The 25,680-nt window shown below is 35.9% G+C and carries 20 protein-coding genes, 1 pseudogene and 1 riboswitch; of the genes and pseudogenes, 16 read left to right on the forward strand and 5 right to left on the reverse strand.

The window, feature by feature from the left end; genetic code table 11:
- Positions 1–38 precede the first annotated feature (38 nt).
- The 3 genes from F981_RS07500 to F981_RS07510 form a co-directional block, all read right to left on the reverse strand.
- Positions 39–317 (reverse strand): hypothetical protein, encoded by a 279-nt coding sequence (locus tag F981_RS07500; RefSeq protein WP_004720151.1) that lies wholly within the window; start codon positions 315–317, stop codon positions 39–41.
- A gap of 76 nt (positions 318–393) precedes the next feature.
- Positions 394–1,299: a LysR family transcriptional regulator gene (locus F981_RS07505; RefSeq protein WP_004720153.1), complete on the reverse strand. Its 906-nt coding sequence runs from the start codon at positions 1,297–1,299 to the stop codon at positions 394–396.
- Positions 1,300–1,402: 103 nt separating this feature from the next.
- Entirely contained in the window at positions 1,403–2,635 is a 1,233-nt protein-coding gene (locus F981_RS07510) for a tyrosine-type recombinase/integrase (RefSeq protein ID WP_035372282.1), read from the reverse strand.
- Between the two features lie 167 nt (positions 2,636–2,802).
- On the opposite strand from F981_RS07510, the pseudogene F981_RS07515 reads away from it, so the two are divergent.
- Positions 2,803–3,129, forward strand: a pseudogene (locus tag F981_RS07515) (aminoacyl-tRNA deacylase); the annotation flags it as partial.
- A gap of 294 nt (positions 3,130–3,423) precedes the next feature.
- Here the strand turns inward: F981_RS07515 and F981_RS07520 are convergent.
- Positions 3,424–3,834, reverse strand: coding sequence for a winged helix-turn-helix transcriptional regulator (locus F981_RS07520; protein WP_004720159.1), 411 nt, complete (start codon positions 3,832–3,834; stop codon positions 3,424–3,426).
- Positions 3,835–3,933: 99 nt separating this feature from the next.
- Between F981_RS07520 and F981_RS07525 the strand changes: the two genes are divergently transcribed.
- The 4 genes from F981_RS07525 (at position 3,934) to aqpZ (ending at position 7,882) form a co-directional block, all read left to right on the forward strand.
- Positions 3,934–4,770, forward strand: a complete 837-nt coding sequence (locus tag F981_RS07525) for an enoyl-CoA hydratase/isomerase family protein (RefSeq protein ID WP_004720161.1) — start codon at positions 3,934–3,936, stop codon at positions 4,768–4,770.
- 243 nt (positions 4,771–5,013) lie between these two features.
- Positions 5,014–5,793 (forward strand): APH(3')-VI family aminoglycoside O-phosphotransferase, encoded by a 780-nt coding sequence (locus tag F981_RS07530; RefSeq protein ID WP_000422634.1) that lies wholly within the window; start codon positions 5,014–5,016, stop codon positions 5,791–5,793.
- Positions 5,794–6,534: 741 nt separating this feature from the next.
- Positions 6,535–6,846, forward strand: coding sequence for a YcgJ family protein (locus F981_RS07535; RefSeq protein ID WP_035372293.1), 312 nt, complete (start codon positions 6,535–6,537; stop codon positions 6,844–6,846).
- 343 nt (positions 6,847–7,189) lie between these two features.
- Positions 7,190–7,882 (forward strand): aquaporin Z, encoded by a 693-nt coding sequence (aqpZ, locus tag F981_RS07540; RefSeq protein WP_035372296.1) that lies wholly within the window; start codon positions 7,190–7,192, stop codon positions 7,880–7,882.
- Positions 7,883–7,958: 76 nt separating this feature from the next.
- Here aqpZ and F981_RS07545 read toward each other — a convergent pair whose 3' ends face one another.
- Positions 7,959–9,278, reverse strand: a complete 1,320-nt coding sequence (locus F981_RS07545) for an NAD(P)/FAD-dependent oxidoreductase (protein WP_004720166.1) — start codon at positions 9,276–9,278, stop codon at positions 7,959–7,961.
- A 641-nt stretch (positions 9,279–9,919) separates the two neighbouring features.
- A riboswitch (yybP-ykoY riboswitch) is annotated at positions 9,920–10,065 on the forward strand.
- 67 nt (positions 10,066–10,132) lie between these two features.
- Between F981_RS07545 and F981_RS07550 the strand changes: the two genes are divergently transcribed.
- The 11 genes from F981_RS07550 (at position 10,133) to F981_RS07600 (ending at position 25,675) form a co-directional block, all read left to right on the forward strand.
- Positions 10,133–10,711: a TMEM165/GDT1 family protein gene (locus tag F981_RS07550; RefSeq protein WP_004720168.1), complete on the forward strand. Its 579-nt coding sequence runs from the start codon at positions 10,133–10,135 to the stop codon at positions 10,709–10,711.
- Between the two features lie 5 nt (positions 10,712–10,716).
- A complete protein-coding gene (locus F981_RS07555) occupies positions 10,717–12,330 on the forward strand; it encodes a phosphoethanolamine transferase (protein ID WP_035372299.1) in 1,614 nt (537 codons plus the stop codon).
- Positions 12,331–12,864: 534 nt separating this feature from the next.
- Positions 12,865–14,649, forward strand: coding sequence for an IucA/IucC family protein (locus F981_RS07560; RefSeq protein WP_004720171.1), 1,785 nt, complete (start codon positions 12,865–12,867; stop codon positions 14,647–14,649).
- On the forward strand, positions 14,642–16,114 hold the full coding sequence (locus tag F981_RS07565; RefSeq protein ID WP_004720173.1) for a lysine N(6)-hydroxylase/L-ornithine N(5)-oxygenase family protein: 1,473 nt from the start codon (positions 14,642–14,644) through the stop codon (positions 16,112–16,114). Before F981_RS07560 ends, F981_RS07565 begins: the two co-directional genes overlap by 8 nt.
- On the forward strand, positions 16,111–17,919 hold the full coding sequence (locus tag F981_RS07570; RefSeq protein ID WP_004720175.1) for an IucA/IucC family protein: 1,809 nt from the start codon (positions 16,111–16,113) through the stop codon (positions 17,917–17,919). The genes F981_RS07565 and F981_RS07570 overlap by 4 nt, the downstream gene beginning before the upstream one ends.
- Before the next feature lie 101 nt (positions 17,920–18,020).
- Complete coding sequence (locus tag F981_RS07575; protein ID WP_004720180.1) at positions 18,021–18,653, forward strand: GNAT family N-acetyltransferase; 633 nt, start codon at positions 18,021–18,023, stop codon at positions 18,651–18,653.
- 14 nt (positions 18,654–18,667) lie between these two features.
- The gene (locus F981_RS07580) at positions 18,668–19,051 is read left to right on the forward strand and encodes a hypothetical protein (protein WP_004720184.1); all 384 of its coding nucleotides are present in this window, start codon (positions 18,668–18,670) and stop codon (positions 19,049–19,051) included.
- Positions 19,039–20,292, forward strand: a complete 1,254-nt coding sequence (locus tag F981_RS07585) for an MFS transporter (RefSeq protein WP_004720185.1) — start codon at positions 19,039–19,041, stop codon at positions 20,290–20,292. Before F981_RS07580 ends, F981_RS07585 begins: the two co-directional genes overlap by 13 nt.
- A 10-nt stretch (positions 20,293–20,302) precedes the next feature.
- Positions 20,303–22,573, forward strand: coding sequence for a TonB-dependent receptor (locus F981_RS07590; protein WP_004720188.1), 2,271 nt, complete (start codon positions 20,303–20,305; stop codon positions 22,571–22,573).
- A gap of 137 nt (positions 22,574–22,710) precedes the next feature.
- Positions 22,711–24,006 carry an MFS transporter gene (locus F981_RS07595; RefSeq protein ID WP_004720190.1) on the forward strand — a complete coding sequence of 432 codons (1,296 nt, stop codon included), beginning with the start codon at positions 22,711–22,713 and terminating at the stop codon, positions 24,004–24,006.
- Positions 24,007–24,076: 70 nt separating this feature from the next.
- The gene (locus tag F981_RS07600) at positions 24,077–25,675 is read left to right on the forward strand and encodes a histidine-type phosphatase (protein ID WP_171066941.1); all 1,599 of its coding nucleotides are present in this window, start codon (positions 24,077–24,079) and stop codon (positions 25,673–25,675) included.
- Positions 25,676–25,680 lie beyond the last annotated feature (5 nt).

Here is a 25,680-nt window from a genome sequence, read left to right on the forward strand (position 1 = left end):
TAAAAATTTTAATACAATATTCTAAAAAATTATAAGAATCATTCAACTTTTGTGTAAGGCTCTTCCGCTGGATAATCACGATGTGAAGGAGCTGAATAACATACCTCTGCATCTGGGTATTCTTCACATGAAACTGCTTCAATACATCTATCTTTGTCTTCACACTGCAGTGGGGATGCTGAACTGATAGTATTCTCTATACCATCTTCTGGTTCACTAACTATAGTTCCTACAACTATTTTAGTTTGAAAAGACTTTTGACTACAAGCAGTCAGAAATAAAAAAGAAAGTGTACTTAAAATCAAAAATTTACCCATCATTCAACCTTTTTTTTTAAATATTTATATATTATTATAATATATAAAGTACTAAGATTTAGCTCAATAAAAATATTTAGTCTATCATCTTGGAAATTTGTGTATCACTATGTAGATAGTTAATTTGAGTTTCTTTCATTTCATTTTTTAACCAATCTAAAAAAATGATCTTTCTTGGATCTTCTGTAATATTTGTATGAGACAGCAAATAATAAGAGGAATTATCTTTAATTATTGGAGTTAATTTTTGAAGTGCTCCTCTTTCTAACTCTTTTTCAATCATATATATAGAAATAATAGTAGCTCCTAATCCTGCTAAACATCCTTCTAGACACAAATAAAAATGTTCCAATTCAATTTGGGGCGATTGATGTAGGAACTCTTTAAATTCAGTAATTCTAATTAAATTTTTCGAAAAATTTGGACGTGATAAAGAAACTAATAATTCATTTGTATGTACTTGATGAGAAGCTTGAACCATCACCATGTACTCATCGGAAATCTTTTCACTAAAAATGTGTTCTCCCCAATTGAAATCATTTCTCCGGATAGCTAAATCAATATTGTTTTTTTCAAAATCAACTGTACCTCCACCAGTAAGTAAGACAACATTAAAGTCATGTCCAAGATCTTTAAACTTAGATAATCGGGGAATTAACCATTTCATAGAAATTGTGGGTTCACAAGAAAGAACTAATTGTTTTTTATCAAATTTATCATTTTTTAATTCTGTTAGACATTCATCCAATTGGATGAAAATTCTTTGGCAGCATTTAAAGAGTAATTCTCCTTCTTGAGTTATAACTAAAGATTTATTGCGTCGCACGAACAATTGAATATTTAAAGATTCTTCAATATTATAAATTTGTTTACTTACAGCACTTTGAGTAACAAATAATTTTTTTGAAGCTTTAGTAATACTATTATATTTGGCAACAAAATAAAAAAATTTTAGCGAATTCAAAGATATTCTTTCAATCATTTCAAAAACTCATATAGAACTAATACTTTAAATCTCAAAACAACTCTAACCGTCATTAGCATTCATACTTTGATTAGGAATATTACAACACTTATCATAAAATTTAAGGGTTATTAATGTCTTTCCAACTATCTACAATATCAGCCCATTGTTGCATCATATTACTACGCTGCTCCATATACTTTGCATGATTATATGATGCCCTTGTTTTGTTTTGATCTGCATGAGCTAACTGTTTTTCAATCCAATTTTCATCAAAATCTTTTTCATTCAAAATTGTTGATGCTGTAGCCCTAAAGTCGTGTGCAGTTACTGTCTTTAGTCCCATATTTTTTAATGCAACATTAAGAGTGGAGTTCCCAATAGTATTAGAGTTATTGCCATATACACTAGGGAACACGAACTCTTTATTACCAGACTCAATATACTGAGATTTTAATAAACTAAATAACTGATTTGACATAGGAACTAAGTGTATTCTATTTTTCTTTGTTGTACGTTCTTGATTGTTACTTCTAGTTGAGATAGGGAAATTAATAATTTTTGACTCAAAGTCAACATATCGCCACTTCATACGTCTAATTTCGATTGAACGAAGCATCGTATAAGACATAGTTAAAAGGGCATTTCTGACAGTTAAGGAACCTTTAAAGTTATCTAATCCTCTTCTGAAAAGTGCTTGCTCTTCTCTTGTTAGAGGACGTGCATGTTCAATTTCGGGGCGCATAAGTACACCACGTACTGCATAAGTTGGATCTATTTCAGCTCTCAATGTTGCAATAGAATATCTCATCACAGCTCCTATAATCTTTTGATTATTCATTGCTGTAACTTCTCCTGTGCCATGCTTCCCATTGCTTCTAATACGATTAACTGTCGATTTAATAATATATAAAACATCTGCCGAGTTTATATCTTTTACATTTTTTTCACCTATTACTGGTAAAATATCAATCTCTAATGATTTCCTAAATTTATTAATATAGCCATCGGAACGACTAGACAACATTTCAGATATGTATTCATTCGCAATATGCTTAAAAGTATTTAGATTATTTATTTGAGCTTCAAATTTTTCTTGTCTACGAATCTGTATGGGATTTATGCCATCATCGAGGAGTAATCTTGCTTGATCTTTAGCTTTGCGTGCATCAGCTAGACCGATAAGAGGGTATTCTCCTAGGCTTAACATAGAAGCCTTGCCATTATACCTATATCTATAACGCCATAATTTTGTTCCAGTTGATCGAACTTCAATGCAAAGCCCATTGTTATCGGCTATTCTATACGTCTTATCACGTGGTTTAAGACTTTTTATCTTGGTATCTGTAAGCATAGTGAGTAACTTATAATAATTGTGAGGACAATAAAAGTTACTCACAATTTTACTCACATAACTAGATTTTGTATAGTTTGGTTATGTTTCTATATATTTTATAAATTATTAATATTTATAACTTATATTTTGGTTCTGATTTCCTTAGATTTGTAACGATTTCAATAATAATGCTTTCAGATGATAAAAACTATTTTGTTGCCATCCTTCCAGTGAACCATCAATTAAATTTAAAGAAAGTGGCGAGTACTTTTGCTTGTAAAAAACTACATATGGCTGATCCTAAAGATGCAGAGCGTTTAACTGGATATTTAGTCGGTGGAATTAGTCCTGTAGGTCAAAAAAAGCGTTTAAAAACGGTGATTGATGCTAGCGCAACAGCATTAGCAATGATGTATGTCAGTGGTGGTAAACGTGGTTTAGACATCGGAGTGAAACCTCAAGACTTAGCCAAGGTGTTAGGTGCAAATTTTGTTGATATTGTTGATGAATAATCTATCCTTTTATTGATGAATTTTAATTAAAAAAATAATGTGACTCACTATGTCACGCACAAAAATATTTACTACACTGAGACAATAGGACTGAAAATTAAAGACAAAGATTACAGTCATTAATTCAAGATATGAACCACCTTTGCGGTGGTTTTTATTGTATAGATGAAAGTGGAACAAAATTAAGTAAGCAAAACAGGTGGTAGTTTTAAAACCTAAATAATTTTTTCTATATTCATTAGATTTTAGACGAACAAGCCAAGTTCTCATCTTTTTAGCTAGCGATTACACACGTTATTTCAGCGTTATACCCGATTCCTGAGTGGCATCTGTGCGAATAACATCATTAGATTGGTCATAGCGAGATTGGCACACCTGAATGGTGTCCATATTCTCGACGGTCCAGTCGTAGAGCGCGTTAAAAGGCAATTTGAGTGATTGTCCAAGTGGCGTCAAGGCATATTCCACGCCTAGCGTTTTCCCATCTATAACGGTGCGTGTCAGCATACCATTGCGTTCTAACTTGCGAAGTGTCTGTGTCAATACACGTTGGGTAATACCATCAAGACGCCGTTTGATGGCGTTGAAGCGGCGTGGTTCATGTAACACCATCAAAACCAGCATTGACCATTTATCTGCGATTTGATCGAGAATGGCACGGCTTGGGCAGTCGGCACGGTAGATTGGATCGTGATCAGGGTTCATAGGTATGCTCCAAGATACTTAGGATGCTTAAGGTGCGTAATTGACACTAAGTATACATAAGATACCATGATTGCACACAGCTAAAATCAAGGGTATATGATGACCATTCCAACTTATTCCACACTTCACATTGAGCATGATCAAGGCGTGGCGACTGTCAGCATTAACAATCCACCAGTTAATGTATTGGATGTTGCATTGATGAGTGATATTCGAGCTTTTCTCACTCAGGTACGTGATGACCCACAAACACGTGTAATCGTGTTCCAAAGCGCCGATCCTGAGTTTTTCATCGCTCATGTAGACATGACCTTAATTGATGAGCCAAACGCTTTTGACCAGTTCGCAAAAGATGTACCTAATGGATTGAATCCATTTCAGGCTTTGGGAGAGATGATTCAGGCACAGCCGCAAGTGACAATTGTTAAGCTCGAAGGCTTGGCGCGTGGTGGCGGTGCTGAATTTGTGGCAGCAGTGGACATGGCATTTGCTGCTATTGGGCGCGCTGGTCTCGCCCAATGTGAGGCATTGATGGGGATTATTCCTGGCGGTGGTGGTACTCAATATCTTTCACAGCGTATGACACGGGGGCGTGCATTAGAGGTAATTCTTGGTGCTGACCTTATTGACGCTTTGCTAGCCGAACGATATGGTTGGGTAAATCGTGCGCTTCCGGCAAATGAGTTAGACGCTTTTGTTCATCGCATCGCCACAAATATTGCAGCTTTACCTGAAGGGATCATCGCCGCTGCAAAGAAAGCAATCCCACCAGCGGATTTAAGTGAAGACTTCCTTCGAGAGCACAAGGCATGGGCTGGTCTGTTTGCGCGTCCGGCTGCTGAAAAACTCATTCGTGGCGGCTTGCAGGCAGGTGCTCAAACAAAAGTAGGCGAACAGGATTTGGAGCAACTACTCCGCGATTTGTCTGCATCCTGAGGTCTTGCTGCTGTCTAATATTCTGCTCTAGCTTATTCTTGAGATTTGAGACAGAGAAATACAGCAGCCCACTTTTTAAGTCTAGCGCAGTTTATATAATTGAACGATGATGAAAAAATTTTGAAGCATTGACCCTCTATAGGGAATAAGCCATATTTTTGCTACAGTGAACCTAATTAAGATCATCTATTTACTAGGCCTCGCATTTGCGGGGTTTTTAATGCTGAATAAAAGGAAAACTTGATGGAATTGCCCAATATTATTCAACAATTTATTGGAAACAGCGTTTTAGAGCCAAATAAAATTGGTCAGTCGCCATCGGATGTTTATTCTTTTAATCGAAATAATGAAACTTTTTTTCTTAAGCGCTCTAGCACTTTATATACAGAGACCACATACAGTGTCTCTCGTGAAGCGAAAATGTTGAGTTGGCTCTCTGAAAAATTAAAGGTGCCTGAACTCATCATGACTTTTCAGGATGAGCAGTTTGAATTCATGATCACTAAAGCGATCAATGCAAAACCAATTTCAGCGCTTTTTTTAACAGACCAAGAATTGCTTGCTATCTATAAGGAGGCACTCAATCTGTTAAATGCAGTTGCTATTATTGATTGTCCATTTATTTCAAACATTGATTATCGGTTAAAAGAGTCAAAATTTTTTATTGATAACCACCTCCTTGACGAGATAGATCAAGATGATTTTGAGGCTGAATTATGGGGAGACCATAAAACTTACATAAGTCTATGGAATGAGTTAAATGAGACTCGTGTTGAAGAAAGATTGGTTTTTTCTCATGGCGATATCACGGATAGTAATATTTTTATAGATAAATTCAATGAAATTTATTTTTTAGATCTTGGCCGTGCTGGGTTAGCAGATGAATTTGTAGATATATCCTTTGTTGAACGTTGCCTAAGAGAGGATGCATCGAAGGAAACTGCGAAAATATTTTTAAAGCATTTAAAAAATGATAGACCTGACAAAAGGAATTATTTTTTAAAACTTGATGAATTGAATTGATTCCAAGCAATATCTAAAAATACTTAACTGTCTTTTTAAGTTGCTAAGTTTTAAATAAATAAGTGAAAAAAGTTAGTGGAGCTACTGATTTAAAGCTTTATATAGCCAATGAATCTAAATTTTGGTTTTTAAAATGAACTTATTTAAAATAGCTAAAGCTGTTTATTAGCTTAACTTGTGATTTAAGTTTTTTTGAATATAAAATTGTTAATTTATTAGCTTTACAAGTTTATTTAAATTTCATCGTGCAACATTTTAACAAATTTTATTATCGATGGTATTTTTTTGTCTGCTTTTCTTTTCCTAGTCTTTTATCTATCCGTCAACCATATAGTATTTTATTAAATTCTTATGGGAAATGACGAATGTTAAATTATCTTAAGAGCTTTAATAATATCAATACTTATTTGATTTTATCGATAATTCTGCTGTTAATCATAATATCTCTAGATTATTTCTAAACTGAATGAATGTTTATAATGAGTGATTCATATTGCTATTGAAATCGCCTTCTCACTTTGAAAGAAGGCGAGGATGAGGGGCTTTTATGTTGATTTATCATTTTAAAAATGTCTTATAAAAGAAGCCTAACGTGTTTTCTTATATAGGTTTAAACATAATTGTTGTATATCTTAAATCTAATTGATCTTATAATTTTCCTTTATTTTTTTGTATTGTTTTGCAGGTTTAAAAGTGAAAATTTCTAAAGGATTATTGAATATCATCAGCTACGCTTGTTTAATCATCAGTTTTCCAACGATTGCTAAAACCAGCACAAGTTTAGTTTCACCTCAAAAAGGTGTGATTTGTGATCAATATATTTGTGTAAATAAGAAAGGTGTATCAAAATCACTTACGGCTCAATATTTAGGAACCCAAAAAGCGAATAAAGTTTTCTCACAAGGTGATTTTGATCGTTCTGCATTTACTTTCTCAAATGGAGTATTCTGCGATACAAATATAAAACGATGCCATGTAGATCGATATTTTGACAATGGACATCGAAGTAAAGTTGATCAAAAGATAACAGATCAGCTTTTTAATCATAAGTAGTTCTTTGCCATAAATCGGCTAAAGAGTTCACCCGCAGATGGGCTTTTTGATTTATCTTCAAATTTTTAGAATGCTGTGTTCTATTAAATAAGATTGTATAAATCCATATACATGTTAATAATTAGGAATAGATTTATTAAATCATTCCTTCTTCCCCCTCTGAATTGGAATTTTAATTTGTCTAACAAGCCCTTCAATCGAAGGGTTTGTTCTATAAAAATTATAAATTTAGTCATTTCATCAATTACTTATGTTTTTTGTAAAATAATTCATATTTTTGTTTGAAAATGTGACTTGTTTTGCTAAATTCCGCTTGGATTTATTGAACAGAAAAGTAATGAATATGAATAAATATTTTGCAGAATTTATTGGAACATTTTGGCTGGTCTTTGGAGGGTGTGGTAGTGCAGTACTTGCTGCTGCTTTTCCAGAATTGGGTATTGGTTTTGTTGGTGTTGCACTCGCGTTTGGTCTCACTGTACTGACTGGTGCTTACGCATTAGGTCATATTTCAGGTGGACATTTCAATCCTGCAGTAAGTATAGGTTTATGGGTTGGTGGTCGTTTTAATGCAAAAGACATAGCACCATACATTATCGCTCAAGTCGTAGGTGGTATTTTCGCGGCATTTATATTGTATTTGATTGTACAAGGTCAAGCAGGATTCACTGGTACGGGCGGATTTGCAACAAATGGTTTTGGTGATTTATCGCCTGGAAAATATTCTTTGGTTTCTGCATTATTAATTGAGATTGTCTTAACTGCTATTTTCTTAATTGTAATTCTCGGTTCTACAGATAAACGTGCACCAGCAGGTTTTGCGCCTATTGCTATTGGTTTGGCATTAACTTTGATCCATTTAATCAGTATTCCTGTCACCAATACTTCGGTCAATCCTGCACGTAGTACAGCAGTGGCTTTCTTTGCTGAAACAGCTGCACTGAGTCAATTATGGCTTTTCTGGGTTGCACCAATTGTTGGTGCTGTGATTGGCGCTTTAATTTATAAGTGTTTTGAGCAAAAAAATAGCCTATAACATTATCAATGCGCCTAACACTAGACAACATTATAAAAACCTCCCTAGGGAGGTTTTTTCATGGCTGAGATTAGGCTTAAATAAGTGGTACTTCAGCTAATATTTTTTGAGCTGTTGCATCGCCATTTAAGTATGCGCCATGAACAGTACCCGCATATTTCAAGCTACAATGTTCGCCAGCGAAGAAGATTTGTTCTCGAATTGGTTTGTGCAATACCTTAACAATATCTTCAGAGTGCTTTAGTGAGGGAAAACTAAAAGAACCATAACTATAAGGGTCGGAGCCCCAACGTGTAACGATGAGTTTTTTAGGTGTATGGAGAATATTGTTGAATTGTTTTTGCAAGCTACTAAAAATAAAGTTTGATATTTCATGATCCGCTGAATTATCGATAAACTCAGATTGCTTTCCTCCAAACAGCATTAAATAAATTGGTTTTTTATAAATTCCAGATAAGTCAAGGATATTAAAACAGCCAAGCTCATTCCAATAGAAATCACTTATCTTGTCTATCGGCATTTTTGATCTAAAAGAGAGTGGTTGTTCTAATTCGAAAAATACTTTATTGAAGGATCCAAATCCAATATCTTGAATAGATTGCGCATAGTGATGAGGTAATGCTGGATAAAATGCTATATGGTTTTTCTTTAAGATTCCGAGTGGGACAGTAACCACTACGCGGGAAGCTATGTAAAAATTATCATTGGAATCAATGATTTTTACATAATCATTTTCACAGATGATTTTTTTTACATCTATATTGAATTGAATGTCGATTTTTTTTGAAAGCACGTCTATAACTTGAGCATAACCATTGGGAAAAATAACTTCATCACCTTCAAAATAACCTTCGTAATTTTTATAATTCGATGAAAGTAGCTCAAGATTGGTCGCAAATGGATCATTTGCTATTCGGTTGAAAAAGTTAAATAATAATTTTTTAAGATAATCTTTTGAAAATGTATTACCTGAATAATGTAAAGAAGAAATTATTTCTTCAGTCGCGTTGAGGGCCGATAGCATTTGTGTTTGAGAAAGTTGCTTTTCTATTTCTTCTACATAAGATTCAAACTCATGGACTTCTTTGTCAGAAAATAACAAGCCATTTTCATGAAAATATTGCGATTTATCATAGTTAAATACTGTTGTTTCGATATGATTCTCTTGGGTGATTTTCCAGATAGGGTTACTTTCAACACCATGAATCCATGATGCACCTAAATCAAAAACATCAGCATCAGATTGCAATGAATCTATGCGCCCACCTATGCGAGACCTCGCTTCGAGTATGGTAACTTTTTTACCATTTTCTTGTAATTTTTTAGCGCATGCGATTCCTGCTATTCCAGCGCCAATAATAATAATCGGTAAATTAATATCGCTATGTTCCAACATAAAAATCTATAGCTCAGTTTTGTATCTAAAATTAAGATAATACACCTTATACTTCTTAGATAAAATTATTTGATTTTTATTTTAAAAAATCAATAAATTATATTTTATCACATTGATTACAGGTTCTTTAGAATGGCTGAGATTGTTGAATAATAATCTTTTAATATGAGATTTTTTATTTTCGATGAAAGCGCAAAATATGATGAAATTAAAAGCATGCTTATGCGACCAATGAGTGCGATTAAAGGCTCCTATTATTAAAAATAAATATCATCTAATAGACTTCTTTCATAAGTCCTTTTTAAAGCCATAGATCATCTAAAATCCCCCTCATCCTAGCCTTCTCACAAAGGGAGAAGGGACTTTCAATACCAATCTGATTCACTCAATATGGTCATTTTTTGATTTATAGAGGAACTTTAATTTATTGAATTCAAATGTTTTTTATGAGTATGGATTGTTTTTAATATTATTTCCCCTAGCTAAATATATTTATAATTTTGCAATTTTGTTACTGATCAATATTTAAAATATATTTACAGGAATATGAGTTGAGTAGACGGCGTAATCAAACAGGAATGAGTTCTTTTAATTTATCTAAAAAGTATGATTGAAAACTACTCTTGATTCTACTAGAATAAAAAAACTTCATTGGGGAGTAGCCGCTTTTTACCTTGGGTAAAAAGGTGATGGTCAACATAATTGCTTAAACAAGCATGGTCATCATAGCAAAGAACCAAAAGATCCTCTGATCATAGATTTCTTTTTGTTGGCAAGACCTTTGATTTATTACTCTGCTATGGCTAGCAAGAGTTATAAATCAATGGTAATTATTGCTAGCCAGAGAAATTATTATGCTATCCGCTTTCCTAATATCTCTTGCTGTAGTTGCTTTATCCGAAATGGGAGATAAGACCCAATTACTGGCACTACTGCTTTCTGCACGATTCCGAAAACCTATTCCTATTCTTATCGCTATCTTTCTTGCAACACTGGTAAATCATGGTGTTTCAGCCGTACTCGGGCAGTGGATTACGACTGTTCTTAGCCCAACTGTATTATTGTGGATTGTTTCTCTTGGATTTATTGGGATGGCCGTATGGATGTTAATCCCAGACAAGCTAGATGATGAATCTGAAAGTATCGATAAGTGGCAAAAATATGGTGTCTTTGGCGCAACCTTTGTGCTTTTCTTTTTGGCAGAAATTGGTGATAAGACTCAAATAGCGACTGTGGCATTAGCTGCTCGTTTTGACAGTGTCGGTTGGGTTACTGTAGGTACGACGTTGGGAATAATGTTAGTGAATGCTCCAGCCGTATTTATTGGTAATAAGCTTGCAGAAAAGCTTCCAATTTCACTCATTCATAAAATCGGCGCACTTGTCTTTTTAATTATTGGTGTTGCTGCACTTATTAAACATTACCTTTTCTAATGACAATGAAGCGATTTCATCGAATACCAGTAAGCTGGCAACGTATGTTTTTTATACCGTATCTACTTGCACTACCACTGATCACTTTACTGTTATTAGGTTTAGCTGGGAGTTGGTCGGATAGTGTCCGTTTGGCATTTTTATCACTACCAGGGTGTTGGTTGTGTTTTCAAGCCACAAAAAAGCCAAATTTATTTTGGAAATTATTTTCAATTGTTTGGTGGTTTATTTTTATATTTCATACCAGTTTACTCTCAGTAAGTTGGCTGTTGTTCAATAGTGATGCTGAAGCATATTCAATTATTGAATCTATTGCGAATACAACATTGAATGAAAGTTTAGAGTTTTTTCAACTACATTTTGGTTTTTTTATTCTATTTGTTGGCTTGATTTTAAGCGCTTTGATTTTATATTTTTATATTTTATTTAAATATTTTAATACGCGTGAGTTCCGTGATCAGAAAGTACATCGATTAGGGCGTTATGCTATAGGTTTGTTATTTCTACTGTGTACTGTCAGCTATGCAATTAAGCCTTCAATTGCTTTACATCCATTGCCATTTTGGTATGGATATTATGGCAAAATTCAGGACTTCAAACAACGTATTCTAAAACATGATCAGATACATAAAGAATGGACATTGAATGCAGAAAAACGCTTGGATTTTAGCGGTAAATTTAATAAAAGCCAGACACATACCATAGTTTTGACGGATAGCATTACCAGTTTTAATTTTGGATTATGCGGTTATCCAAGAAATACAACACCCGAGTTAAGTAAACGTAGTGACCAGTTCAAAGTATTCTGTCGTGGATATTCACCAGCATCTTCTACTATTCAATCTTTACGTTATTTATTTAATGACGGTACGCGCAATGTAATGGATGATCACGCACCTGAGAATATTATGGCATATGCTAAGGCAGCAGGGTTTAAAGTTTATTGGATTAGTAACCAAGATGATGTTTATATCTCTTCACTTTTTGCATCATATGCAGATGAAGCTGTTTTTATCAATAAAAAGTCAGGTCGTAGTAGCACGTCATTAGATGAAAATATTCTGCCTGCTTATAAAATTGCATTGGATGATCCAGATCCTCGTAAATTGATTATTCTGCATCTCATTGGTTCACACCCAAATTATAAGTTACGATACCCAGAACAATTTTCTAAGTTTAATGATTCTAGCAATGATGAGGTTGAAAAAAAACTTGAACGAAATGAGGTTAATCATTTAATTCAGTTAAAACGCAATGAATATGATAACAGCATACTTTACCAAGACTGGATTGTTGCAAAGTTATTCGATCTTTTGATTTCCACTCAATCTGATTTTAGATCTTTTACTTTTTTATCTGATCATGGTAATGAAGTAGGGCATGCTAAAAACTATGCTGGACATAGTGCAAATACAGAGGCTGGATATCGTATTCCAGTTATTATTTGGTATGATCATATGCCGTCTAAAGGGATAAGAAGTGAACAACCTATTAATGCCAGTGACCTAGACCGTTATGTATTACACCTCATGGGTGCTCATGATCGGTTGGATCGTAAAGAAAAACTATGTTGGTTAGATCAAACTTGTAATTTTATTCCTCATTTACTTTGGCGTTAACTAAAACAAACAAGCGTTATTACAATTAGCTTTTGGTAAATTGTACAGCCCCGATTGATTGGATCAGATTTGCTTCGAAAAGATGTAGATGAAATATTTTTTAAAGAAGCGACACAATTCACAGATATCGTTAAATCTACTTTTTATTTTTCAATAAAAATATCACAATAAATCAATACATAAGCTATAGATTAAAATCTGCTAGTGAAGTTGTAGATTAATTAAACTTGCTAAATAATCCCCTAAAATAAAAATTCCGATGAAATTTCTCAATTCTAAATGAGAATATTATCATTTATTACAATTGAAAATTTTAAAGAGATAAATCATAAGAAAAAGACCAATTCATCATAAATATTTAAAAAATCATAGAGTTAAACCTGTATAGACAAGCAGGGTGTAACATTGCTTTCTCAAATGAGAATGATTATCATTATTTTGTGTTAAGCAGAGCTTCACGATCCAAGAAAACATAAATTAAATTTCTAGATCTTTTTAGTGCAGTAAAAAGTCTTGTACAGAGGATATGGTCAGATGAAAGAGCTTGCCAGCCGATTGGCGATGCAGCACCTAATCAATGCATACTCACAAGAAACAGGAAGTAGAATTTTACTGGAGAAATATCAGCAAAACTCTACGCAACTTGCGTTTAGCCAAGGCTTGACCTTGTTAATAATTCCATTGGAATCCATTCAATCCCAATTATATGCACCGCTTTCATATAGAAGTCTTGTAGGGCGGCATCGAATAGAAAAACTGCCACAGATTTTTAATAAAGGGCAAGTGCAAAGGTTTAGTCCAATTGCAATGGTGTGCTTACTTCTAGAAGAGCTGGTAAGAAACGCTGTTGAATCCTTAGATTCAGCATCATTGGTTGAAAAATGGATACAAAGCCGAGATGCTTTAGCTGAGTTTTTAAAGCAGCGTGAATATGATTTTGACCAATTGATTCAAGCCAAACAAGATTTTATCCAGACAGAACAAGCATTGATTCTTGGGCATAGTATGCATCCAGCGCCAAAGAGTCGCACCGGTTTCGTTCATGAAGATTGGTTAAGGTTCTCACCAGAACATAAAGGTCAAACGCAACTGTATTATTGGTTACTTGCACCAGAATATCTGGCAGAAAGCGCAACATTAGATCAGCCAATGACTAGCCAACTCATAAAGCATATGCAATGGTATTTGAGCGAAACAGAATTAGATTTAATTCATACACATTCAAGCTATAAATTATTGACATTGCATCCATGGCAAGCACGTTATTTGCAGAGCAAAGATTGGTATAAAGAATTAAAAGCCAAGAAAAAATTAATTGATTTTGGTGAAAAGGCTTGGCATTTTTCCGCCACAACATCCGTCAGAACATTGGTCAGCTATTCAGCGCCATGGATGGTGAAACTTTCACTATCCGTGATGATTACCAACTCTATCCGAGTCAATTTGGCCAAAGAATGTCATCGTGGAGAAATCACGCGTCAACTTTGGCAGGGGCCAATAGGTCAGTCGATTTTAAAATCTTGTCCTACATTGAAGGCAATTCATGACCCCGCATGGACTGCGTTAATCATCGACGGAACAATTGTTAACGAAACGATCTGCATTTTTAGAGATCAGCCATTTGATAGACATCAGCAAGTGTCATGTATTGCCTCCTTATGCCAAGATCATCCAGCAAAAAATTTAAATCGCTTTGATCATTTATTTGAACAAATTGCACAGGCAGAACCGCAGCTAAGTATTGAAAAAATTGCATTAAATTGGTTTGTGCGATTTTTAGAGATCAGCTTAGTTCCCTTGATGTATTTGTATCATCACTATGGGATGGCATTTGAGTCACATCAGCAGAATGTATTGGTTGAGTTGGAAAATGCGTATCCTAAAAATTTATGGCTCAGGGACAATCAGGGTTTTTATTACATCGAAGAATATGCCACTGAAATATTAAAAGAATTCCCTGAGCTTGATGGGAAAGCGCAGGCGGTTGGTCAAAAATCTTTGGTTGATGAACGGTTTAGTTATTATTTTTTTGCTAATACTTTATTTGGCATTATTAACGCAATCGGTGCAACAGGGAGTGTTTCAGAACAGCAACTCATTGATCTATTGCAAGATAAATTGATGGAATTATATCAACACTATTCTGACAGTAGTTTATTACAAGGCTTATTGTATCAACCAACCTTGCCATATAAAGGGAATTTACTCACGCGTTTATATGAGCTGGATGAACTGATTGCTCCAGTAGAACAGCAATCAATTTATATTCAGTTGCCAAATCCTTTATGTCTAAAACAGAAGGATGCAATTTATGCTTGATTTTATTGCTGTGGGTTTAGGACCGTTTAACTTAAGTTTAGCAAGTTTGTTACAACAAAAATCAAAGCTAAAATATCTGTTTTTTGAAAAACAAGCCCAGTTTGATTGGCATGCAGGAATGCAGCTTCCAAATAGTATGTTGCAAGTGCCTTTTATGGCTGATTTGGTCTCTATGGTAGATCCGACCAGCCCATTTAGTTTTCTCAATTATTTAAAAGCTCAACAGCGACTCTATAAGTTCTATTTTTTAGAACAGCCACATATCCCTCGTAAGGAATATAATCATTATTGTCAATGGGTTGCAGATCAAATTGAAAATATTCAATATTTGTTAGTAGTCACAGAAATTGTGCCTAAATACTATGGCTTTGAAGTTTTAGTTATACAGGGAGGAATTCATCAACGCTATAGTTGTCGAAACATTGTATTGGGTGCAGGAAATGTGCCTTATATCCCACAATGCATGCAGACATTGATTCAAAGCTATCCTGAGCGATGTAAACATTCAGCACATTATCTAGAACATCAGCCAAAAAAATTACAAGGCAATGTTGTGGTACTGGGATCAGGGCAGTCTGCGGCAGAAATCTTTTTAGATTTATTCGATCGTCAGTATCAATTTGATCAGGTGTCTCAACCGAAATTCAATCTCAATTGGCTGACCCGAGCCAATGGGTTTTTCCCTATGGAATATACACCATTAGCTTTAGAACATTTTAGTCCAGACTATAGTCAACATTTTCATTGCTTTGATGACCTTAATAAAGATTTGCAGTTGAGTAAACAGTCACTTTTATATAAAGGAATCAGTGCGCAAACTATTCGTGAAATATATAAGAAACTTTACCATCGACATCTTGCTGGAAATGATTTGGCGACGCATTTACACAGTCAGTCCAACCTAATTGATGCTGTTTTAACGGAACAGGGGAAAATTAGACTGATTTTCCAAGATCGGGTGACATTAAATCAGTTCAGTCTAGATAGCGATTATGTGATCTGTGCTACAGGCTATCGCTGTCCTGAATTTAAATTTCTAAAGCAACTGAAGCCCTGGATTAAAACCAATCCACAAGGACATTGGAATATTTCAGCAAATTATGCTGTCGAATATGCTGGCATTGGTGAAATTTTTGTTCAGAACATGGATATGCATAGTCATGGTGTTGGTACGCCTGATTTGGGTTTAGGTGCTTATCGTGCTGCAACAATTGCAAATCAACTCATAGGTTATGCGTTATATGACTTAGCAATAGCCCCACAATGTTTCCAACATTTTGATCCTTTGCAAAATCCGCAAGTCCAAGTGATCCAGAAAAACATCGCAACACAACATCATGTGCATGCTCAGCATGTTGAAGATTTGGTTAAAAATGTGAATTTTCAAGCCCAAAGCCTCAATACACAACATTCTCAGCATCAACAAAACCATCAACAATATTCGAATACTGAGAACAGCTTATGAGTTTTGCACAGTTACAAATTAATCAGAACCAATGGCGAAGTGCAGGCCAACGCTTGATTGAAATGGCAATCGCTGAGTTTTTATATGAAGAAATTATTCAGGCTGAAAGCTTGGATAATGATGTATTTCAATTGAGATTGGATGACCGAATTTATCAGTTTAATGCACAACAATACTTATTGGGGCATTGGCATATTCAAGAAGGTTCAGTACGTGATTTAACTGTCGATACCAGAAGACCCGCTTGGAATTTACATCAATTTATTGCCGCTTTTTCAAATCAGGTTGGGGTTAAACCCTTTACCAAAGCCTATTTGATTAAAGAGATGAACAATACGTGGTTGGCCGAAGCCCATGTACTGGATGAAAATCGTTTAACAAGTGTAGCAGTACTGAATGCACCACATTATCAAATCGAAGCAATGTTGCGCGGTCATCCTTGGTTAATTATGAGTAAGGGGCGAATCGGTTTTGGTTATGATGATTATTTGAACTCAGCGCCTGAGATTTTACCTAGAGTCAAAGTGTTATGGTTGGCTGTGCATCGAGATTTGGCAGAGTTTCGTTCTACCACTGAATGGTATGCAGGGCAATTATATTGCCATGAGTTTGACGAGCAGGAATTGCTAGAATTTCGCGAAAAAATGCAAAACCTTGCTTTAAATTCAGAGGATTATTATTTAGTTCCTGTACATGCTTGGCAATGGCACCAATGGATTGTGCCAACTTATGCCAATGAAATTGTAGATCAAAAAATTGTCGAACTTAAAATTGGACAGGATAATTATGTACCAATGCAGTCAATTCGCACTTTATGTAACACATCAGATGCACAACGTCATTACATTAAACTACCAGTGAGTATTTTAAATACCGCTGTTTATCGAGGATTGCCTGCTCAAAGGAATTTAGCTGCGCCCGCTGTTACAGCGTGGTTAAAAAATATTTTAAAACAAGATATGGATTTACAAAAAACGGGTGTGGTGTTTTTAGGCGAGATTGCAACTTTGACCATTCAGCAACCTTGTTATGATCACATTGAAGGTGCACCTTATCAATTCAAAGAGTTATTTGGCTGTTTATGGCGTGAAAGTGTAGATCCATTTGTTGAATATCATCAGCAGGTTTTATCGCAAGCTGCTTTATTACATCGTGATATTCAGGGGCTATCCATTTTAACTGTGCTTATTCAAGCTTCAGGCCTAGCACCTCTAGAATGGCTAAAGCAATTCATCACCGTCAGTATTCAGCCGCTATTGATTTGCCTTTATAAATATGGACTTGCATTTTCACCACATGGTGAAAATACAATGTTAATTCATGAAAATGGGGTGCCTAAGGCCATGGTGCTCAAAGACTTTATCGATGATATGAATCTTGTCGATGAAGATTTTCCTGAGCTGGCGGATCTTCCTGATGAAGCCAAAATTTTATTGAGGCATTCAGCACAAGACCTCAGTCATTTTATTTTTACTGGCTTATTTATGGTGCATTACCGCTATATCTGTAATCTATTTCTACAGGATTTTCCACAATATCATGAGATTGAATTTTGGCAAACCGTATCGAATGTGATTGCTGAGTTTCATCAGCAACATCCAGAGTTTTCAGCAAGAATTGAAAAGTTTGCGATATTTAGAAATCAATACAATAAGGTTTGCTTAAATCGTGTTCGTCTATTTACCACCAGTTATAACAATGAAGCAGAACGCCCCGTACCTGTGGTTCTAGATTTGATTGCAAACCCTGTAAGCCCAGAGACTTTAAAAAATTGGACAGCACAATTTTCACCTGCTCCAGCGTGATAAACCGTGCCCGAGCAGAGTGTGTATTTATCTGCGTAGCACCTAGATTTAACACGAGTCAAAAGCTCAATAATCTAACAAATACAATAAAGGTGAAAGTGATGAAAACCTTATCACAGCAATTACCAGATTTTTATGAATATTATGAGAACGGCAATCAGTTTTATTTACGTCAAGTGAAATACCCAGATGATATGGCTTTATTACATAAATGGATGCATGAACCGCATGTGATTCCACAATGGCAACTGAATAAATCTGAACTCGAACTTAAGGTCTATTTTGAAAAACAGTTGGCTGATGATCATCATCGTTTATTCATTGTGGGTATGGATGGAAACGATGTGGGGTATACAGAAATCTATGAAGGTAAGCGAGATCGGTTAAGTCGTTATTATTCTGCGCATGAACTGGATTTAGGCTGGCATTTCCTGTTCGGTGAAAAATCGGTACTTGGAAAAGGCTATCTTCGAGCAGTCGCACGTTTAGTCATTTTTTATATTTTTGAACATGCAGCTTCTTTGAAAATCGTAGGCGAACCTGATTCAACAGTTAAACCATATGCCGCAGTTGTTGATGAAATGTGCTATGAAGCTCAGGGTACGCTTACAATGCCTGAGAAAAATGCGGTGTTATATTATTGTTTTAGAGATACTTTTTACCAAAAATTTGGTGAATATTTAATCCAATCTCAGCAATATTTAGCACAAAAAAACCAATACAAAACTCAGTAAGTTGAATTTGTCCTATGAGTTATCAATCTATACATATTCAGATCAAAGAGATGATCTTTTCCAAAGATGTCTCAATCGTTGAGTTTCAGTTCTGGTTGGCTGAAGTTGAAACATTTCTATGTCAGCAACAAAATTTTGTTTTGGTGGTGAGAAGTGTAGCAGGTACGACATTTCCACAAGAATACCGTCAGATTCAATCAAGATGGTATAAAAAAAATAAAGCTAATTTTTTTAAGTACTGTGTAGGTTTAGTACGGATCGCGTTAGATCAAGCCGATCATGAACGACTCAATACATCTGCGCTACATGTTGCATGGCAAGTTCCTTATTATGTGACATTAGATCGCGCTGATGCATTGCAATGGGCTGTGCAGAGGTGGCTATTATGCAACGCATAAGTAATTTAACCAAACAATCTGTCACTCAACAGATTTCCGTACTTAGCTTAGGTGTTGTGGTTGTTTTATATTTGGCCCATGCCTTGCCTTTGTATTTTTATAATGTGGCATTGCCTGCGATTTTAAGGCACCAAGGGGTAGATCTACGCTGGATTGGGCTATTGTCACTGCTTTATATTCCATGGGCATTCAAATTCTTTTGGGCACCGCTTATTGACCGTTTTTATATTAAAAGATTAGGTAAACGTAAAACGTGGCTACTGTTCACTCAAATTGCTTTGGTTTTAGGGATTATTGCACTTGCTTTGACTCAGTTTTCTTATGGGCTGCTGGTCTTTGTCATCATTGGTTTATGGATATCCAGTTTTGCAGCAACCCAAGATATTGCCATTGATGGATATACCGTTGAAGCATTTTCACAACAAGATTATCGCTTTGGTAGCATGGCGCAAAGCATTGGTGTTGCACTTGGCAGTATGCTCGGTGGTGCTGCAACACTTTGGCTATATCAATATTATGGATGGCAAACAGCACTTATCTGTTTAGCAAGCTTAACCGCTTTGACGATGTTTGCAGTTTTTCAAATACAAGAAAAAACCACAGAACACATGATGAAGAGCCCGCCGAGTTTAATTCGAGCATTTAAACGTCCTGAAATTCGTTGGGCATTACTTTTAATTGTTTGTTATCGCTTTGTAGAAGCCCCCGCAATGGCAATGCTCAATCCAATGCTGATTGATCAAAAATGGTCACTTTCACAAATTGGTGTGTTGATGTCTGTGGTGGGTGCAGCTGTTGGATTGCTTGCAGCCGTTTCTGCTGCATTGCTGCTTAAAAAGCGAAAGGCGACCCAATTACTGCTATGGGCTGGCTGGGTGAGAACTCTGATATATGGACTCTTGGGAATCTCTATTCTGTTCGGCTTGTTAAATCAGTGGCAGCTTTTGCTGGGTATTTTTGTGATTGCATTCCTTGCAATTCGTTATATCGCAATGACTTCTTTATATGCATATTTCATGCAGAGTAGCTCAAAAACGCAAGCAGGGACAGACTTTACAATTTTGGTGTGTTTTGAATTGCTGGTCTATTTTATTGGCGGGGCTGGGTCTGGTTTTCTGGCCAAATCATTAGGTTATGGAAATTTTTATATTGTTTTAGCTATTGCATCTGTAGTGAGTTTGATTCTCTCACAACTCATTATTTCCAAATCACAAAAAACTCTAAGATCAGAGATGTTGTAAGGGATAAATCATGAAAAGAACATCAATTCAAATACAACTGACGTGTTTAAGTTTGGCTATTGCGACACAGATCTATGCACAAGAGCCTACGACTCAAAAAGTTGAAAATACTGGGGCAGAGGTAAAAAGCCTAGCGCCTATCGTGGTCACGGCAACTCGTTCTGCAAAAAGTATTTCAGACATCGCAGGGACTGTCTATCGCATTGAGCGTAGCGAAATTGAAAAACAAGCCAATGCGGGTAAAAACATAGCAGATATTTTAGGGCTATTGGTTCCTTCACTCACGCCAAATACCGGTACAACCTCTAACTATGGTATGAGCATGCGCGGCCGTGTGGTGCAATATATGATTGACGGGATACCACAAACAGGTTCACGGGACGGATCGCGTCAGCTCAATAGCATTCTACCTTCAATGATTGACAGAATAGAAGTTGTGTCTGGGGCAACGAGTATTTATGGCTCAGGTGCAACTGGCGGTATTATCAATATCATTACCAAAAAAGGCGGTGACGAAGCTTTAAGTTTTGAAACTAAACTGGGACTAACGTCTGGGAATAATTTTAAAGGCGATGCACTGGCTTATGAAGCTTCACAAAATGTCTCGTTTAATCAAGATCGCATCAAAGGTAATTTGGGTGTTGGTTATGCCAAACGTGGTGAAATTCAAGACAGTCGTGGTGATCGTATTGGACCTGAAGTTGCGCAAACAGATCGTCAAGATACCCAAACCCTTGATGTCAATGGACAACTCACTTGGGACATTTCAGGTCAACAGCACTTAACTGTTGGCGCACAATATTATAATGATGAACAAGACAGTGATTATGGGCCTGATTATGGTCAGGGTTTAGCTGTTTTATTTAGAGGGGCTACACCCAGTTTAAAAGCATTAAAAGGCTTACAACTTGAAGACCAACCTAGAACAAAACGCTGGTCAACGCATGCTCAATATAACCATAATGATATATTGGGGCAAAGTTTAACCTTGGAAGCTTATTACCGTAAAGAGCAGGCAAGATGGTTTCCAACCGCAGTAAATTTACTACATCCGGAATTACCTAGCGGACGTATTCCTGTTGTGATGCAGTCCAATACCGATATTAATATTTGGGGATCACGTTTAGCTTTGCAGAAAGATTTTAAAGTTGCAGATCGGGCTTTAGGGCTAAGTTACGGTTTAGATTTTGAAAATGAGAAAAATGGTCAAGAAGGGCAAATGTATGATACCAATAGCTTTATTGCGAGTAATGGTTTAAATCATAAAGCGACAAAAATCTATGCAATGGGACCAGATGTTCAAGTGGCAAAACTTGGTGCATTTGTTCAAGCGAATTATGCAGTTACGGATCGTATAAATATACAGGCAGGCGTGCGTCACGAACGAATTAACAGTGATGTCAGTGATTCTACCCCGTACCCTGAAAGTATTGTCGTGGACTTAATTCCTAGCTATACGGCGAAGAGTTTAAAAGGTGGTGAAGTAAAACATAATGCAACTTTATTTAATTTGGGTGGGGTTTATCACTTAAGCGATACGCAACAAGTTTTTGCTAATTTTTCTCAAGGCTTTAGTATTCCAGACGTACAACGGATGCTGCGTGATGTTCCAGCAAGTTTTGTAGTCACCAGTAATAATATTGATCCAGTTAAAGTGAATAACTATGAACTCGGCTGGCGTTTACAAGAGCAAAATGGACTCAATCTAGGGCTGACTGCTTTTTATAATGATTCTGATAAATCTGTGAGGTTTAATGCTGCCCCAAATTTTAATATAGGAGTGATTGATACCGATGAACGCATTTATGGTTTGGAAGCCAATGTAAAATATACAATTTCAGATATGTGGAATATGGGAGGAACCATTGCTTATACACGAGGTCAATTTAAAAATATTTTAGGTGATTGGCAAGAGTTAGATGCTGTACGGGTTGCCCCACTGAAAGGCACACTATTTTCAGAATGGCAATTTGCAGATGATATCAATTTACGCGTACAGACTTTAGCGATTGGAGGTACAGATAAAGCCGCTAAAGACTATGTCAATCCATTAAATGACCGCAGTAGCCGAAAACCCGCAGAGATTAAGGGGTTTGCGATTATGGATGTGATCACCAGTGCAAAAGCAGGCCCAGGCAGATTAGGCTTTGGCGTTTATAATGTATGGAATACAGATTATAAATCAGTATTTAGCCAAGCAGTTGCGCCAACCTATGGTGCTATTTCAAGTTTGGCTGCACAAGGTCGTACCTATGGTTTAACTTATACACTGAAGTATTAATCAATGATAAGTCTCTTTTACATGATGAAAGAGGCTTTTTTATTTAGCAATATCTAGATGAGATATAAGGAGTAGCGCTTAATAAGATTCAATAAATTTTCGTGATCAGGCTAAGACTGATATTCTAAGAGATTAAAATGAATAAAAATAATTATATTTGGATGATGGCAACGCTGCTCAATGGGATCAGCTTATCCATGATTTTACCTTTACTTGCACCTCTTATTCGTCTATTAAAAATCTCAGAGCTTCAAGCTGGTTTGATGGTCTCTGCCAGCGCATTGCTAATGAGTCTGACTGCAATGTGGATTTCTAAAAAAACCAAATTTCAAAATCATTATTATTTATTGAGTATCGGTTTTATTGGAATGAGCATAACTTGGGGACTATTTTCAGGGGTAATAAGTTATGGGCTAATGTATAGCATGCCAATTGGGCTACTTTTCACTTTATTATTGCTTACACGAAGCAGTATTGGCTTTTTTATGGCAATGCCGCAAATCGCATTACAAAGTTATGTGATGACGCGATATTTAGATGAAACGATACGTAGTAAGAAGATGGCAACCTTTGGTGCCTTAAACAGTGGAGGATTAATTTTAGGGCCATTTTTAACCACATTACTTATTATTTGGGGAATATTGATTCCTTTGTGGCTCGCCGTATTGCTTTTGGCTGTCATGAGTATGCTGATTGTAGGTTTATATCAACACAAAGTGGAAAATGCTCAGCAGCAACAAACAACAAGTCATGATCCAAATCATAGGGATTTAATCCATCAGTTAGCTGTAGAAGAAAATATTCAACAAGCGCTTTTACAACAAGACTTTTCACAGCAAGATCCTAAAAATCTGCCATTAGACAATCTGAGGAATGGTGATTTAAAAAAATCAATGATTTGGTTGATCCTTGGATTTAGTTTGTATATCGCGATTATTACTCTGAATTTAACTGCTGGTTTTTATATTCAAGATAAATTTCAATTTAACATTCAGCAAAGCGCCCTCTATTTTTCCCAATGTTTGTTGATTGTGGGGATTGTATCGGTTTTGATGCAAATTGCGATTTCTAAATGGCTAAACTGGTCGTTAACACAGCTTTTAATGGTTGGATTAAGCTCAATGCTGATTGGGTTGATCTTGTCAATTTATACCCAGCAGATCGTGATTTTTCAGTTGGCTTATGTGTTTTATGGTATCGCTGTGGCATGTCTAATGCCTGCATTTACCACAGGTGCATCACAATCAGTTTCGATAAATTTGCAAACTAAAATTGCTGCTTTATGTACCATGGCACAAGCGCTCAGTTTAGTTGTTGCACCATTAATGAGCACAGGGCTGTACCAACTTAACATTATTTTCCCATATTATTTACTGCTTAGTATTTTCTTATTGCTGTCTTTTTATTTTGTTGTTTTTAAATGGAATAAATAGAGGATGGTCATACCAGTGTCATGTTCTTTGATTAGTTTGCCTGCATTAAATCAAATATGACATTTCAATGATGAAACCATTTAAAATTAAACATTCGCTAATCATTTGTTTTGCTTCAGGACTATTTTTAACAGCCTGCAATAATGATCAGGATGATAATTCAGCTGTTGTCGTCCCACCTAAAGCTGATGCATCCCTATATTTACAGACCAAACAACCCTATCAACCCCAGCAGAAACTAAGCAGTTATGAAGCAACGCCAGCAGGTTATCGTGTAGTTTTTACAGAGTTAGTCGCGCGTCATGGTTCGCGAGGTTTGTCGAGTATTAAATATGATTTAGCTCTATACAACATGTGGTTAAAAGCAAAACAGGAAAATGCCTTAACGCCATTGGGTGAACAATTGGGTGCTGATTTAGAAGCTATGATGAAAGCCAATATTCTATTGGGTTATGGAGTGGAAGGTATACGCCAGTATGGCTATGGCAACGAAACTTCTGTAGGTATTAAAGAACATCAGGGTATTGCAGATCGCTTATTACAACGCTTACCACAATTGTTTAATCAAGCCAGTCAACAAGGTAAATCTGTACAGATCGTCAGTTCGGGTGTGGATCGTGCGGTGGACAGTGCTAAATTTTTTACCAATGAATTGTTGAAACAGCAACCAAGTTTAAAGACTGCAATTACACCAGCAAGCTATCAAAGCCTCAACAGTACCTCTATACCAAGTATTGTCGATGGCGGGGTAAATCGCTTTCATCTGTATTTTCATAGTTTAAATGCACAAGACGATTTGGCCAATGTCAAAACGGATTTAGACAAAACAGTCTATGCGGCTAGTTTAAAATATCAAGATTTTGAAGAGAATGACGTTAACTTAAAACAAAAAATAAAAGAGTTAAGTGCAGATCCTAATGCGCAAAAAATCGCAACAGAAGTATTAAGCCCAATTTTTAAAACAGCGTTTATTCAAAAAATTGGTCAAACTGGCTATAGCTTTAGTAATTCAGGATCATTCACTGTAACAAGCCCTAAAGGTGAACAGATTACTGAAAAAGGAAAGGGGAAAAATACCATTGCCAGTGCAGTAGATGCTGCTGCTTATGTGTACGAGTTGTATTCAATCACTGGCGGAATGCAAGACGAGCTTGGAGCGACAAATTTTAAAAAATATATGCCAATTGAAGCGGCTAAGTTTTATGCGCAATATAACGATGCCAATGATTTTTATAGTAAGGGCCCAAGCTTTGATACAGGCAAAGCTGTAACAACAGATATTGCCAAATCACTCAAACAGGATTTATTTAAACAAGTTGATGATGTTATGAGCAATACACAAAAGAATGTTGCTGTATTAAGATTTGCTCATGCTGAAATCATAATCCCTTTAGCCACCAGCTTAGAGTTAAAGGGGATGATGCAATCTGTGCCCTTGACGCAGACGTTTAATTATTCAAATAGTGCGTGGCGTGGTGAAGATATCTCACCGATGGCAGCAAACTTACAGTGGGATATTTATCAGAATTCGCAAGGGCAGACTTTGTTAAAAATGCTCTATAACGAAAAAGAGATTGCTTTTAAAAAAGATTGTGATTATGCCCGCTATAAAGCAAACAGCTATTATTATGATTATTTAAAGTTGAAACAATGTTATAGTATTCAATAGATTGC

The organism is Acinetobacter guillouiae CIP 63.46 (assembly GCF_000368145.1).
GTDB lineage: Bacteria > Pseudomonadota > Gammaproteobacteria > Pseudomonadales > Moraxellaceae > Acinetobacter > Acinetobacter guillouiae.